General features: G+C 72.8%; 13 protein-coding genes. 7 read left to right on the top strand and 6 right to left on the bottom strand.

All coding sequences use genetic code 11. From position 1 onward, the window contains the following. The first annotated feature begins 24 nt into the window (after positions 1 to 24). Positions 25 to 423 carry a globin gene (locus ACTHJJ_RS17975; RefSeq protein ID WP_440304318.1) on the top strand — a complete coding sequence of 133 codons (399 nt, stop codon included), beginning with the start codon at positions 25 to 27 and terminating at the stop codon, positions 421 to 423. A 131-nt stretch (positions 424 to 554) separates the two neighbouring features. Then, positions 555 to 1,184 (top strand): hypothetical protein, encoded by a 630-nt coding sequence (locus ACTHJJ_RS17970; protein WP_440304317.1) that lies wholly within the window; start codon positions 555 to 557, stop codon positions 1,182 to 1,184. A gap of 167 nt (positions 1,185 to 1,351) precedes the next feature. On the opposite strand, the gene ACTHJJ_RS17965 is transcribed toward ACTHJJ_RS17970, so the two are convergent. After that, on the bottom strand, positions 1,352 to 2,110 hold the full coding sequence (locus tag ACTHJJ_RS17965) for an enoyl-CoA hydratase/isomerase family protein (RefSeq protein WP_440304316.1): 759 nt from the start codon (positions 2,108 to 2,110) through the stop codon (positions 1,352 to 1,354). A 30-nt stretch (positions 2,111 to 2,140) separates the two neighbouring features. Continuing rightward, positions 2,141 to 2,995, bottom strand: a complete 855-nt coding sequence (locus ACTHJJ_RS17960; protein ID WP_440304315.1) for an LLM class flavin-dependent oxidoreductase — start codon at positions 2,993 to 2,995, stop codon at positions 2,141 to 2,143. A gap of 38 nt (positions 2,996 to 3,033) precedes the next feature. Between ACTHJJ_RS17960 and ACTHJJ_RS17955 the strand changes: the two genes are divergently transcribed. Genes ACTHJJ_RS17955 through ACTHJJ_RS17945 form a run of 3 tightly spaced genes read left to right on the top strand, consistent with a single transcriptional unit; the run spans position 3,034 to position 6,115 of the window. After that, entirely contained in the window at positions 3,034 to 4,845 is a 1,812-nt protein-coding gene (locus tag ACTHJJ_RS17955) for a glycoside hydrolase family 13 protein (RefSeq protein ID WP_440304314.1), read from the top strand. Between the two features lie 43 nt (positions 4,846 to 4,888). Then, positions 4,889 to 5,302: a hypothetical protein gene (locus ACTHJJ_RS17950; RefSeq protein WP_440304313.1), complete on the top strand. Its 414-nt coding sequence runs from the start codon at positions 4,889 to 4,891 to the stop codon at positions 5,300 to 5,302. Positions 5,303 to 5,329: 27 nt separating this feature from the next. Then, on the top strand, positions 5,330 to 6,115 hold the full coding sequence (locus tag ACTHJJ_RS17945) for a glycerophosphodiester phosphodiesterase (protein WP_440304312.1): 786 nt from the start codon (positions 5,330 to 5,332) through the stop codon (positions 6,113 to 6,115). Positions 6,116 to 6,139: 24 nt separating this feature from the next. Here the strand turns inward: ACTHJJ_RS17945 and ACTHJJ_RS17940 are convergent, their stop codons facing one another. Further along, the gene (locus tag ACTHJJ_RS17940; protein WP_440304311.1) at positions 6,140 to 6,769 is read right to left on the bottom strand and encodes a hypothetical protein; all 630 of its coding nucleotides are present in this window, start codon (positions 6,767 to 6,769) and stop codon (positions 6,140 to 6,142) included. Beyond that, on the bottom strand, positions 6,766 to 7,221 hold the full coding sequence (locus tag ACTHJJ_RS17935; RefSeq protein ID WP_440304310.1) for an acyl-CoA thioesterase: 456 nt from the start codon (positions 7,219 to 7,221) through the stop codon (positions 6,766 to 6,768). The genes ACTHJJ_RS17940 and ACTHJJ_RS17935 overlap by 4 nt, the downstream gene beginning before the upstream one ends. Positions 7,222 to 7,306: 85 nt before the next feature. Here ACTHJJ_RS17935 and ACTHJJ_RS17930 point away from each other — a divergent pair, with 85 nt between their 5' ends. Together ACTHJJ_RS17930 and ACTHJJ_RS17925 are read left to right on the top strand one after the other, a co-directional pair. Further along, positions 7,307 to 9,418: a RecQ family ATP-dependent DNA helicase gene (locus tag ACTHJJ_RS17930; protein ID WP_440304309.1), complete on the top strand. Its 2,112-nt coding sequence runs from the start codon at positions 7,307 to 7,309 to the stop codon at positions 9,416 to 9,418. A 43-nt stretch (positions 9,419 to 9,461) separates the two neighbouring features. Then, positions 9,462 to 10,367 carry an acyl-CoA thioesterase gene (locus ACTHJJ_RS17925; protein WP_440304308.1) on the top strand — a complete coding sequence of 302 codons (906 nt, stop codon included), beginning with the start codon at positions 9,462 to 9,464 and terminating at the stop codon, positions 10,365 to 10,367. A 34-nt stretch (positions 10,368 to 10,401) separates the two neighbouring features. Here the strand turns inward: ACTHJJ_RS17925 and treZ are convergent, their stop codons facing one another. Continuing rightward, positions 10,402 to 12,198 carry a malto-oligosyltrehalose trehalohydrolase gene (treZ, locus tag ACTHJJ_RS17920; protein WP_440304307.1) on the bottom strand — a complete coding sequence of 599 codons (1,797 nt, stop codon included), beginning with the start codon at positions 12,196 to 12,198 and terminating at the stop codon, positions 10,402 to 10,404. 9 nt (positions 12,199 to 12,207) lie between these two features. Continuing rightward, positions 12,208 to 14,447: malto-oligosyltrehalose synthase (gene treY, locus ACTHJJ_RS17915; RefSeq protein WP_440304306.1), on the bottom strand; the 2,240-nt coding region annotated here is incomplete at its 5' end.

Raw genomic sequence — 14,447 nt, 5'->3', positions numbered from 1 at the left:
GCCCCGCTCTGGGAGACTGGGCCCGTGACTGACCGGGTGACGTACTACGAGGCGATGGGTGGGCACGAGACCTTCGTCAGGCTCGTCCACGAGTTCTACAAGGGCGTGGCCGACGACGAGGCGCTGAGGGCGCTCTATCCCGAGGAGGACCTCGGCCCCGCCGAGGTGCGGCTGCGGATGTTCCTCGAGCAGTACTGGGGTGGGCCGACCACCTACTCCGAGCAGCGCGGGCACCCACGGCTGCGGATGCGCCACGTGCCGTATGCCGTCACCCCCGACCAGCGGGACCGCTGGCTCCTGCACATGATGAACGCCGTCGACACCCTCGACCTGCAGCAGGAGCTCGACGATATGCTGCGCGACTACCTGACGCGGGCGGCATACTCCCTCGTCAACACGCCGGGCGCCGACGGCACCTTCTGAGCGCGGCAGGGCGACAAGCGCGCTCCTGGGGCTCGCGGGGAGTCAGGGCCGAACCGGAGGCGGAATGGCGTCTCGTGGTGTTTGCTGGGGTAGAGCTGCACAGGCCCGGCCGAACGAGTGTGGAGGATGTCATGACGTCGGTGAACCGGAAGACTGCGGGTGCCCTCATCGCCGGGGGCGCCGCGGCGGCGATCGCCGTGGGCGTGGGGGCCGCGGCCCGAGCCGACACCACGACCCCAACGCCGAGCCCGACGACCTCGTCGGCTCCGAGCCAGCCGGGGTCCGCACACGGTCAGCACTCCGACCCCGGCCAGGGCAACGGCAAGGGTTGGGGGCCCGGCGGACGGCACGGCATGGGCGGCTTCGGTGGGATGGGACGCTTGGGGCTCGGCGGTGACGTGGCAGCCCTGGCGCAGAAGCTCGGCGTCGACGAGACGAAGCTGCGGACCGCGCTCGGTGCGGTGCGCGACGAGCTGAAGGCGGAGCGCAAGGCCGACCGCGCCAACGGCACGACGCCACCCAAGGCGCAGGCGCTCGGCGACGACTTCGCGAACCGGCTCGCCAAGCAGCTCGGCATCAGCGCCGACAAGGTCAAGACGGCCATCAGTGACCTGCGGGCGGCGGCCCAGGCCTCGCGGCAGCAGGCCTTCGACAGCCGGCTCGACGCAGCGGTCAAGGCCGGTAAGCTGACCCAGGCCGAGGCCGACGCGGTCAAGAAGGCGGCCAAGCTCGGAGTGATCGGCATGGGCGGCCGGGGCTGAGGCGCTGACTGCTCGCTCGTGCGGGCGGAACGTGCAGAAGTGGGCGATCTGCAGCGGAGCCGGTGGTATTTCAGCCACTCCTGCGAGTGGCGCCCACTCCTGCGCACCTCGCCCACTGCTGCGCACATCCCCCGCGCCGACGAGATCCGGACGCCCTGGCGGTCGGCTCAGCGGGAGGTGAAGGCGCTGATGAGCCGCTGCGCGTCGTCGGTCTGGACCGCCTCGGCGATGGTCCGTGCCTCGTCGGCCCCCGTCACGCCGCGATCCACCGAGTAGGACGAGCGGACCAGCCGGCGCGCCTGCCCGGACGCGAACGCCGGACCCGTCGCGAGCGAGGTGGCCAGCCCACGAGCCCGACCCAGCGCGGCCGCATCGTCGACGACCTCGGTGACGAGACCCCAGTCGCGCGCCTCGGCGGCGGTGAGCGTGCGGCCGGTCAGCATCAGCTCGAGGGCCCGCTGCTGGCCGACGGCGCGCGGCAGCAGCCAGGACAGGCCGCAGTCGGGCGTCAGGCCGATGCCCGAGTAGGCGGTGACGAACTTCGTCCCCGCGGCGGCGACGATCACGTCGCAGGTCAGCATGACGGCGAGACCGGCGCCCGCGACGGCGCCCTGAACCGCGGCGACGACCGGCTTGTCGAGCGCACCCAGCCGCTGCAGGGCCTGGTCTGCGGTCGACGCCAGCCGCTGCAGGTAGGCGGGCGGGTCATCGGAGGCGAGGAACGAGCGGACGTCCCCACCGGCGCAGAAGCGCTTCCCGGCCCCGGTGACCAGGACAGCCCGTACATCGTCCCCGACCAACCGGTCGACCACGGCGGCGAGCTGCTCGGCGAGCGGCAGGTCGAGGGCGTTGGCCGCATGGGGCCGGTTCAGCTCGACGGCGGCGAGGCCGTCGGTCACCTCGAGGCGGACCAGGTCTTCGTACATCGGCGGCTCCTTCGCGACACGGGTGCGCGGTCAGGCTATCGGCGGCCCGGCCTCGACCCGGCGGCGCACCTCGGCGAGGCCCTCGGGACCCTGCTCTACGTCCCACCAGCTCTCGATCCACCACGTCGCGCCGGCCTGTGCCCAGGCCTGCTGGTCGGCGGGCTCGAGCACGGTGAACTGGCCATGGGAGTCCGCCTCGAGGACGACGTCGTAGCCCTCCCACGGCAGGCCCAGTTCGGCACGGATCGCCGTGACCGTGTCGACGACCGCGCTGAAGTCGTCGATCCGGCGCACGCCGCCGCCTTCCTCCCCGCCGATGGCCGGGATGAGGCCCTGCCACCTCGCCGCCCGCTCCAGGGACCGCTGCCGCGTGCGCCCGCGAGCCCGGGCGCCGACGACCCACACGGGCGGGTGCGGGCGCGATGGCGTGAGCGGCGGGAGCATGAAGGAGTTGGGCCGGGCCGAGTAGTACTGCCCGTCGTAGCCGAACGGCTGCTCACCGCCGAGCAGGCCGGCATAGATCGCGAGCGACTCGTCGAGCTTGCGCGCCCGCACGGCCCGGCCCTCGTCCGCCTCGAACGCGAGCCAGCCCTCGTGCAGGGCGCCGAGACCGACGGACATGACGACCCGGCCCCCGCTGATCCGGTCGACGGAGCCCACCCGGCTGGCGAGATCCCAGGGACGGTGCCGGGAGGCGGGCGTCAGGAGGGTGCCGAGGTGGATCCGCTCGGTGACCATCGCGGCCGCGCCGAGCGTCACCCAGGCATCGACGCCGTAGAGCGCCTCCCAGGTGAAGACGCCATCCCAGCCCCGCTCCTCACCCAGCCGCGCGAGGTCTGCGAAGGCCCGCTCAGCGGCATACGGCACGACGAATCCGAAGCGCATCCCCCATCCCTAGCAGGAGTCTCCGACAGCCGCCCATCATGCAAGAACTTGCAGAAGTCGGTTTGCATTTTTCCGTACGTGAGGAACCATTGAGCCACGTGACTCCCACTGCTACACACCCTGCCGTCCGCGCGGCGGCCCCCTTCCACCCCGTCGACGAGCGCTCCGCGTGGTGGCGCTCCGCCGTGATCTACCAGATCTACCCGCGATCGTGGGCAGACTCCGACGGCGACGGCATGGGCGACCTCCCCGGGATCACGGCGCGGCTCGAGCACCTGCAGTACCTCGGCGTCGACGCGATCTGGCTCTCCCCCTTCTACACAAGCCCCCAGGCGGACGCCGGCTACGACGTCGCCGACTACCGCGACGTCGACCGCCGCTTCGGGGCCCTCGCCGACGCCGACGCGCTGCTCGCACGGGCGCACGAGCTCGGCCTCAAGGTCATCGTCGACCTGGTGCCCAACCACTCGTCGGACGAGCACGCCTGGTTCCGGGCGGCCCTCGCCGCCGGCCCGGGCTCCCCCGAGCGCGAGCGCTACATCTTCCGCGAGGGTCGCGGCAGCCACGGAGAGCAGCCGCCGAACAACTGGGACTCCGTCTTCGGCGGGTCGGCCTGGACGCGGGTGACCGAGTCCGACGGCACCCTCGGCCAGTGGTACCTCCACCTGTTCGACCCCAAGCAGCCCGACTTCAACTGGGACCACACCGAGGTGCGCGCCGAGTTCGAGTCCGTCCTGCGCTTCTGGCTCGACCGAGGCGTCGATGGCTTCCGCGTCGACGTCGCGCACGGCCTGGTGAAGAAGCCCGGCCTGCCCGACTGGCACAACCGGACCCACATGCTCGGTGACACTGACGAGGCCGCGGCCCACGTCCTCGACGAGGCCGAGCCGCAGCCGACGAACCTCTCCCCCTACTGGGACCAGGACGGGGTGCATGACATCTACCGCTCCTGGCGCAAGGTCCTCGACTCCTACGGCACCCCGGACCGGATCCTCTGCGCCGAGGCGTGGGTCGAGCCGCAGGAGCGCGCCGTGCTCTACACCCGCTCGGACGAGATGCACCAGGCGTTCAACTTCGACTTCCTCGGTACGCCGTGGATCGCCGAGGACCTCGTGGCGGTCATCGGGCGCTCCCTCGACGCGGCCGACTCGGTCGGCGCGCCCTCGACCTGGGTGCTGTCCAACCACGACGTCGTGCGGCACGCGACGCGCCTCGGCTATGCGCCGGGCACGAAGCGCAAGAACGGGATCGGCCTGCAGGACACCCAGCCCGACATCGAGCTGGGCCTGACGCGGGCCCGCGCCGCGACGACCCTCATGCTGGCGCTTCCCGGCGGCGCCTACCTCTACCAGGGCGAGGAGCTCGGCCTGCCCGAGTCGACGACGATGCCCGACGAGGTCCGGCAGGACCCGACGTTCGTCCGCACCGGCGGGGAGGAGCTCGGGCGCGACGGCTGCCGGGTGCCGATGCCGTGGGCCAAGGACGCGCCGGGCCTCGGGTTCGGGCCCTCGGCGCGGACCTGGCTGCCCCAGCCGGAGGTCTACGGTCGGTACGCCGTCGACCAGCAGCGCGGCGTCGCCGGGTCGACCCTCGAGCTCTACCGGACGCTCCTCGCCACGCGGGCACAGCTCGGCCTCGGACGCGCCTCCCTCGCCCTCGTCGAGGGGTATGGCGCTGACGTCGTCGCGCTCGAAGCCGTCGGTCCCGACGGGGACCGCGTTCTCGTGCTGGCGAACCTCGGCGAGGAGCCGGTGCAGCTGCCGAAGGGCGCCGAGGTCATCGTGACCTCCGGTCCCCTGGAGGACGGGCAGGTGCCGACAGACACGAGCGTGTGGGCCCGCTGGTCCTGACGGCCGGGTCGAAACGACGCCGGTCCCGGCCTAGCGTGGTGGCATGAGCATCCCGGTCGACCTGGCCGAGCTCGCCGATGCTGCGAGCCGGCATGACTTCGCCTACCTCGTCACCGTCACCGACGGCGGCGCCGCGCACCTCGTCGCGGTCCAACCCCTCGTCGAGGACCGCGTCGTTCGGGTCACCGGGCTCGGGCGCCGGACACTCGAGAACGCCGCGGCCCGCCCCCAGGTGACCCTCGCCTGGCCGCCCAGGGCTGTCGGGGACCACTCGCTCTTCGTCGACGGGACGGCGGAGGTGGCTGCCGCGGGCGAGGCGGGGACGCTCGTGGTCACGCCGTCACGGGCCGTGCTGCACCGGCCTGCCCCGACCCCCGCCGCTAGACCGACGCAGGACGCGTCCGCGTGTGTCTCGGACTGCGTCGAGGTTCCGCTCGGCACGGAATCCAGCACCTGAGGCCCGCTCGTCGCTACAGTCGCCCCCATGTCGTCGCGGCCCTACCTGAAGCCGACCCCGCTCGCGCTCGCGCACCGCGGCGGCGCGCTCTACGGGCCGAACCTCGGCCTCGAGAACACCCTCACGGCCTTCCGCAACGCCGTCTCGCTGGGCTACACCCACCTCGAGACGGACGTGCACGTGACGCTCGACGGGCAGCTGATCGCCTTCCACGACGACCGGCTCGACCGGGTGACTGACGGCAGCGGGCTCATCAAGGACATGCCGTGGAGCGAGATCAGGCAGGCGAAGATCCACGGCCATGAGCGCATTCCGCTCGTCACCGAGGTCCTGGACGAGCTGCCGGGCATCAAGCTCAACATCGACCTGAAGGCCCCCGGCACGGCCGAGCCGACGTGGGAGCTCATCCGGTCACGCGGCCTCGTCGACGACTTCTGCATCGGCTCCTTCTCGCAGCGGCTCATCACCCGGTTCCGCCGGCTGAGCGCGGGCCGGGTGGCGACGGCCGCGTCCAGGCCCGGTGCCGCCCTCATGGTGCTCGGCCCCCGTTGGGTCTCCCGGATGCTCCGCACCCCGGCAGACGTCTTCCAGGTGCCCACGGTGATCACGCCGGGCGGACGGACGGTCGCGGTCGTCACCCCTAAGCTCGTCGAGGTCGCGCACCGCCACGGCAAGCACGTGCACGTCTGGACCGTCGACGACGCGGCCGAGATGGACCGGCTGCTCGACCTCGGGGTCGACGGGCTCGTCAGCGACCGCATCGACGTGCTCAAGGACGTCCTGACGAGCCGCGACGCGTGGAGCGGGAACTGACCCTGCCGGACCCATCCGGCCGGCTCACCGTGCGAGGACGTGCCCTCGGCTCGTGCTGAGGCGGGTCCAGGGCCCGTGCATCGTCACCGCTGCCTGCTCGCCCGGGTGCGTGAATCCCAAGGTGTGTGCGGCGAACGCCATCCCCGAGGGCACGGGCGGCACCGTCTCGGTCGGCTCGCTCCACACCCGGCGCCGCACCTCCTCGACAGCGAGGGAACCGGCTCGGTCGGGGACCGCATGCGCGACCACCTCGATCCCCCGCCTGGCCGCTCGGTCAAGGTCCGTGCAGTCGACCTCGCCGACCCGCTCCCAGCCCCCGCGCGGCGGCGTGACCCCCGCCCAGGCCGGGCCGACCGTGGTGGGCGGGATCGGGAAGCTCGTCCCCGTGGTGGCGCGGGCCAGGCGGTCCGAGACCGCGGCGAGCGGCACGGTGGCGTCGACCGGCGCACCCCCGGCCACGGGCATGATCCGCATCCCGAGGACCCTGCCATCACCCAGCAGGCCGGCCGCGTCGAGGACGGCGACGGTCAGCACGAGCATCGGCCCGAGCGTCTGGATCCGCACCGCACCGTCCACGCTGACGTGCCGCGCGCGGCCGATGAAGGTGGCGAAGTCGGCCTGCACCCGTTCGTCGTTGAACTCGATCGTCGTCACCGCCGCCTCCTCCGCAGCGGCGCCGGCACGCCCTTCACCGCCTCGAGGGAGGCCCGCTCCTCCGGACGCATCCTCCGGGGTGACGCCGTGGCGAAGTCGTAGAGCGCCAGCTCCGTCTCCGCGACCGCGTAGATCTCGTCGCCGACCCCCTCGGGGTCGGTCACGATGTAGGCCACGTCGAAGCCCGCCCCGCCGATCCGCGACACCCACATCTCGACGCGCACCGGCTCTGGGCGGAAACCCAGCGGCCGCCGGTACTCGATCTCGTGCCGCGAGACGAGCACTCCCTCGTCGAGCAGCGAGCGGTCCTGGTCGAACCAGTCGCGGAAGGCGATGACGCGGGCGTCCTCGAGCAGCCGCAGGAACTGGACGTTGTTGATGTGCGCGTAGGCGTCCATGTCCGACCAGCGCAGGGCCACGTGAGCCGCATACGGGAGCTCGAGGGTGGTCATGGCGCCATCCTTCCAGCCCGCGCCAGTCCACAGCCGGCAGGTATGCCGCCGAGCTCGGTCGGTGCCCCGACGTAGGTTGGGTGCCATGCCAGTCACGACAGACCTGCGCGAGCGCGCGCTGACCGAGCTCCACCGTCTCGTCGGGCGGCCCGACGCGGACTTCCGCGACGGGCAGCTCGAGGCGATCGAGGAGCTCGTCGCGGGGCGCCGTCGGGTCCTCGTCGTGCAACGCACCGGCTGGGGCAAGTCCGCCGTCTACTTCGTCGCGACCGGGCTGCGCCGCGCCGAGGGGGCTGGGCCGACGGTCATCGTCTCCCCCCTGCTCGCTCTCATGCGCGACCAGATCGCGGCGGCCGAGCGGGCCGGCATCCGGGCCGTCACGCTCAACTCGACCAACGCCGACGAGTGGGGAGCGGTCTCGGCGGCCTTGGCGCGTGGTGAGGTCGATGTCCTCCTCGTCAGCCCCGAGCGGCTCAACAACCCCCGCTTCCGCGACGAGCAGCTACCGGCCCTCGCCCGGTCGTGCGGCCTGCTCGTCGTCGACGAGGCACACTGCATCAGCGACTGGGGCCACGACTTCCGCCCCGACTACCGGCGCATCCGCGACCTGCTCACCTCGTTGCCCGAGGAGACCCCCGTCCTCGCGACGACAGCGACCGCCAACGCCCGCGTCGTCACCGACGTCGTCGAGCAGCTGGGAGCCGGCGGGCGCGACGTGCTGACCCTGCGTGGGCCGCTCGCCCGCGAGTCGCTCCGCCTCGGCGTCATGCCGCTCGGTGCACCGGAGCAACGGCTCGCCTGGCTCATCGCGCACCTCGGCGAGATGACCGGCAGCGGCATCGTCTACGCCCTCACCGTCGCCGCCGCCGAGGACGTCGCGACCGCCCTGCGTGAGGCCGGGCACGAGGTGGCTGCCTACACCGGCCGCACCGAGCCGGCCGAGCGGATCCGCCTCGAGGAGGCCCTGCGCGACAACGAGATCAAGGCCCTCGTCGCGACGAGCGCGCTCGGCATGGGCTTCGACAAGCCCGACCTCGGCTTCGTCATCCATCTCGGCGCGCCCGCCTCGCCCGTCGCCTACTACCAGCAGGTGGGCCGTGCCGGCCGGGCGACGGCCCGAGCCGACGTGCTGCTGCTGCCCGGGGCGGAGGACAAGGACATCTGGCGCTACTTCGCGTCTGCCTCGATGCCCCGGCAGGACCAGGCCGACGCCGTGCTGCGCGCCCTGGCCGACTCCCCCAAGCCCCTCTCGACCGTCGCCCTGGAGTCGATCGTCGACATCCGCCGGACGCGGCTCGAGCTGCTCCTCAAGGTCCTCGACGTCGACGGTGCCGTGCAGCGGGTCCAGGGTGGCTGGGCCGCGACGGGCGCCCCGTGGACCTACGACGCGGAGCGCTACACGCGGGTGTCCGAGGCGCGCGAGCGCGAGCAGCGGCTGATGATCGACTACGAGCGGACGACGACCTGCCGGATGGCCTTCCTGCAGCAGTGCCTCGACGACGAGTCGGCAGCCCCGTGCAGGCGGTGCGACACCTGCACCGGGCCCTGGTTCGACGCGACGCTGCCCGACGCGGCCCTCCGCGTCGCGAGCGAGCGGCTCGAGAGGCCGGGGGTGGTCATTGAGCCACGGGCGCAGTGGCCGAGCGGCATGGACCGCCTCGGCGTCCCGCGCAAGGGCCGGATCGGTCCGGACGTCGCCATGGCGCCCGGGCGGGCCGTGGCCCGGCTCAGCGACCTCGGGTGGGGCCAGCGACTGCGCGAGCTGCTGCGCGGCGAGGATGCCGAGGTGCCGGAGCCGGTCGTCCGTGCCTGCGTCGCGGTGCTCGCCGGCTGGGACTGGGCCGAGCGGCCGGTCGCCATCGTCACGGTGCCCGCGCGGCGACGTCCCATGCTGGTCCGCTCCCTGGCCGAGCAGCTGGGCCGCCTCGGCCGCCTCCCCGTCCTCGGCGAGCTCGACCTCGTCGACGGCGGACCCACGGGCGAGCCCGGTGGCAACAGCGCGTTCCGGCTCGCCGGCGTCTGGGGACGGCACGCGGTCGGCCGCGACCTGCAGGGCCGACTCAGCGGCATACCCGGGCCGGTCCTGCTCGTCGACGACGTCGCGGACTCGCGCTGGACGCTCACGTGCGCGGCCGAGGCGCTCCGGGAGGCCGGTGCCCCCGGCGTGCTCCCGCTCACGCTTGCCGTGGAGGCCTGACCGGAGGGGGCGGGCGCCGCGAATCTGGCTAGGGTGGCTTTCCGTGACGGACAACCAGATCGAGCTGCCCCAGCTTGCCGACCTGCTCGATGTGCTCGACCTCGCCGAGCTCGGCACGGCCCAGATCTCGGTGACGGGACTGCACGGTCAGGATGCGGCTGCTGCGATCGGCGCGACCTCAGCGCGGGTCTTCGAGGGCAAGAGCCAGAAGCAGGCACACGGGCGGGTCTTCGGTGGCCAGGTCCTCGCCCAGTGCGTCATCGCGGCGGGCCGCACGGTCGGTGACGTCGACGGGACCGGGCCCCGCCCGATCCACTCGCTGCACGGCTACTTCATGCGCCCGGGCGACGACACCCTGCCGATCCGCTTCGCGGTCGAGGAGATGCGCGACGGCCGTTCGTTCTCGACGCGCCGGGTCCACGCGATCCAGAAGGGCGCCCCGATCATGTCGCTCAACGCGTCGTTCCAGAAGCGCTCGGGCGGCGTCGACCACCAGATCCCCATGCCCTCCGTCCCCGACCCGGAGGAGCTGCGCACGCTGGCGGACATCCTCCAGGCCATGGAAGCCCCGACCGCGGAGGCGGTCATCCGCCAGCGGCCCATCGAGCACCGGCCCGTCGAGATGTCCGCCTACTTCGCCTCCGACGCCGAGCCGGTGCCGGAGCAGCACATCTGGATGCGGGCCGTCGGTGCCCTCCCGGACGACCCGCTGCTCCACGCCGCCGTGCTGACCTACTGCTCGGACTACTCCCTGCTCGAGCCGGTCCTGCAGCGGCACCGCCTCACTTGGGGCGACCCGAACCTCCGCGTCGCGAGCCTCGACCACTCGATGTGGTTCCACCGTGAGGCACGGCTCGACGAATGGCTCCTCTATACCCTCTCGTCCCCGTCGGCCGAGAGCGGCCGCGGTCTCGGCATCGGGCACATGTTCCGGCGGGACGGCACATAGGTCGCGACGGTCGCCCAGGAGGGCATGATCCGGGTCAAATCGTCCTGACCACGGCGACGGCGTGGCCGTCGAGCCGTATGCCGCTCACCTCGGTGTGGTGCTCGCCCCAGCTCGCGAGGGTCTCCCACGCGTTGCCGTGCAACGGGAGCGTCTGCGCGTCCGCAGCGAAGTTGGCGGCTACCGAGATGTCTCCGCGCCGCATGACGAGCCAGCCCCGGTCGTCGTCGCACCGGACGTCGAGAGCGGTGAGATCGCCCGATGTGAGGTCCGGCTCGGTGCGGCGCACCTCGATGAGCCGGCGATAGTAGGCAAGCATGTCGGCGTGGCCCTCGCGGGCCGGCTCGTCCCAGCGGAGCACCGACGCCCGGCGCGTCACGGGGTCCTGGGGGTCGGGGACATCGCTCGCGGCCCAGCCGTGGGCGACGAACTCGCGGCGTCGCCCCGTGCGGACGGCCTCGGCGAGCCCCTCCTCCTCGAACGACGTGAAGAACCGGAAGGGCGTGCCGGCGCGCCACTCCTCGCCCATGAAGACCATGGCCGTGTAGGGGGACAGCAGATAGATCGCGGCACCGATGGCCTGCTGGCCCGGCGTGATCGAGTCGGAGATGCGGTCCCCGGTCGCGCGGTTGCCGACCTGGTCGTGCGTCTGCAGGTAGGCGAGGAAGCGGTGCCCGGAGAACCTCTGGCGGTCGACCGGCCGCCCCCACCGACGGCCACGGAACGTCGAGGTCCGGTCGTCGTGGAGGAAGACCTCGGTCAGCGTCTTGGCGAGGACGGACAGCGGGCCACCCAGCGGCCAGGCCTCGGTCCCGCCGCCGAAGTCCTGGTAGTAGCCCGTCCGCTCGCCGGTCAGGGCGACATGGAGCGCATGGTGGATGTCGTCGTCCCACTGGGCCGTCATGCCGAACCCACCCTGACGGGTGGGCGTGACCATCAGCGCGTCGTTGAGGTCGCTCTCCGCGATGAGGTCGAGCGGCCGGCCGAGCTCTCGTGCGAGTGCGGCCGCCTCGTCCGAGAGCTCAGCGAGGAGGTGGCGACCTGAGTCGTCGTGCAGGGCATGGACGGCGTCGAGCCGGAGGGCGTCGACATGGAAGTCCCGGAACCAGCGCAGGGCGTTGTCGACGACCCAGCGGCGCACCTCGTGGCTGCCCGGTCCGGACAGGTTGACCGCCTGGCCCCACGGCGTCTCGTGCTCGGAGGTGAAGTAGGGGCCGAACTCGGCCAGGTAGTTGCCGGTCGGTCCGAGGTGGTTGTAGACGACGTCGAGGCAGAAGCCGAGCCCCACCGCGTGGCAGGCGTCGACGAAGCGCTGCAGCGCCGCCGGTCCCCCGTAGGCGTCCTGGACGGCATACGGCTGGACCCCGTCGTTGCCCCTGCCGGGGGTGCCGCCGAAGGCGCCGACCGGCATGACCTCGACGAGGTCCACGCCGAGGTCGACGAGGTGGGGCAGGTGCGCGATGGCCGCGTCGAGCGTGCCCTCCTCGGTGAAGGTGCCGACGTGCAGCTCGTAGACGACCCCTCCGAGCACTCCAGCGCCGCCGCGCGTGCCGGCCCAGCCCGCGTCCGACCATTCGAACGCCGCGGCGTCGAAGGTCCGGCTCGGCCCGTGGACGCCGTGCGGCTGCCAGGCACTGCGAGGGTCGGGCCGCGGCTCACCGCCGTCGAGCCGGAAGGCGTAGTCAAGTGGCTCGTCGTCGGGTCGCTGCCCCTCCCACCAGCCATCGCCGTCTCGGGTCATCGGATGAGTGGTCGGCTCGTCCCCGAGGCGAGCGACCTCGACGACGACGTCATCGGCCGACGGGGCCCAGACACGCAAGTCGGAAGCAGTCATGCCGGTCCCCTACCCGGTGGGGGTCGCGGTGCCCACCCCGTCGCGCACCAGGAGCGCGACCGGTAGGCCGGTCAGCGGCAGGACCGACTCGAGCGGCACCTCGCCGCCGTCCACCACGGTGTCACGCAGCACATCGTGCCAGGGCCCTTGGGGCAGCGTCACCGTCGCCGCGCCCCACCCGCCTGCATCCGCCAGGCGTCCGGCCAGCCGCGTGGCCAGCACCGCCACGTCCGGCGCCCCCGCCGCGCCGCGGGCGAAGGCGATGACGTGGTCGGAGCCGCTCTCGAGCGGCGTGTGGTCTCCCTCGGGACCGACGAACGCCTCCGGGCACTCACGGCGCAGCCGGAGCGCGGCGGCCGTCACGAGCAGCTTCTCGTCGGAGAGGTCTGCCGGGGGCGCACCGGCGTCGAGGCGGGCCAGCCGCTCCCTATGCGCGGCCCAGTCGACCGGCCGCCGGTTGTCCGGGTCCACGAGGGAGAGGTCGACGAGGTCGGTGCCCTGGTAGACGTCGGCGACGCCCGGCATCGTCAGCTGGACGAGCTTCTGCCCGAGCACGTTCGCGCGGGTCTCCCGGGAGGTGCCGCCGAGCCAGGACTCGACGTGCGTCGCGACCGTGCCGTCCGTCGTCACGAGCCGGGCGAAGTCCTCGACCGCTTGCTCGTAGCCGTCGTCGGGGTCCGTCCACGAGGTGTGCAGCTTCGCCTCCCGGACCGCCTTCAGGCCGTATTCGACCAGCCGGGGGGCATCGATCGGCCAGGCGCCGACGAGGGACTGCCAGACGAGGTACTCGGTGAGCGCATCGAGCCGCCCGGGGCGCCGGGCCGCCGTCATCGCGCGCGCCTCCCGGACCCAGTCGCCCCAGGCCTCGGGCCGCTCGGACAGGACCGCGAGCCGGGCCCGCACGTCCTCCGAGCGCTTCGTGTCGTGCGTCGACAAGGTGGTCATCGTGTCTGGCATGTCACGAACGAGCCGCCTTGCGTACGAGTGAAACCCGGCGACCGACGTGCCCATGTGAGCGGGGTCGCCGCCGACCTCGTTGAGCCCGGTGAGCCGGACGTAGCGGTAGAAGACGGTGTCCTCGACCGCCTTGGCCATCACGGGCCCGCACGTCTGCTGGAAGCGGACGCAGAAGTCGCCCCTGGCCTCGTCGTCGGCCCCCACGGGCCGGTCGAGCGCGAGGTCCACGAGGGCCGCGACGACGGCCGGGTCAAGCTCGGGGTCGGCCGCGAGCGCCCGGTCCGCGACCGCGCCGAGCTCGGCGACGGCCGCCGCGCTCGCGGGCTCGCCCGGTCGGACATAGACCCGGTAGCGGTCCATCCCGACGAGGAGTGCCTCGAGCGCGGCACGCGCCGGGGCCGGCGGGAGGTCGGGCAGGGCACGCGTCACGAGGCGCAGGAGGCGCGCCATCTCGGACCCGAGGACGTGCTCGATGACGTGACGTTTCGCGGCGACGGTCATCGCCGCGAGGTCCTGGTGCTCACCGAGGAGTCCGGTCGCGAGGCCGGAAAGCGGCTCGGCACCCTCCGGGTCGACGAAGAGGCCGCCCACCCGGAGCAGGGCGTCGTAGCCCGTCGTCCCGGCACAGGCCCAGTCCCCCGGCAGCCGCTCGTCGCCCTCGAGGATCTTCTCGACGACGACCCAAGCCCCCTCGGTCGCCTCGCGCAGCAGCCCGAGGTACCCCTGAGGGTCGGCAAGCCCGTCAGGGTGGTCGATCCGCAGCCCCTCGACCTGCCCGGCGCGCACCATGTCGACGATCCGGGCGTGCGTCGCGTCGAAGACGGCAGGATCCTCGACCCTCACGGCGATGAGCGAGGTGACGTCGAAGAACCTCCGGTAGTTGAGCGCGTCCGCCTCCCGCCAGGAGGCCAGGCGGTAGTGCTGGGCCTCGAGGAGCGCGCTGAGCGGCCTACCGGCCGTTCCCCGGGCGAGCGGGAAGACGTGGTCGTAGTAGCGAAGCACCTCCTCGGCGCCGAGCCGGTCGAGCGTCAGCTCGCCGGCCGCGAGGATCTCGTCGAGGCGACCACCCAGGACCGGCAGGACGACGCGCTCCTCGCCTGCCTCCCAGTCGACATCGAACCAGCCCGCATAGCGGGACGCGCGGCCCTCCTTGAGGACCGACCACAGCGGCCGGTTGCGATTCTCGGGCACGGGCACGGCCATGTGGTTGGGCACGATGTCGACGACGATGCCGAGCCCCGCACGTCGCGCGGCGGCCACGAGTCGCGACCAGCCCGACTCGCCGCCGATCG

It is taken from the genome of Intrasporangium sp., assembly GCF_051961875.1.
Classification (GTDB): domain Bacteria; phylum Actinomycetota; class Actinomycetes; order Actinomycetales; family Dermatophilaceae; genus Intrasporangium_A.
Note: the sequence above shows the minus strand (reverse complement) of the source record. Positions and strands in the feature narration are given on the sequence as shown.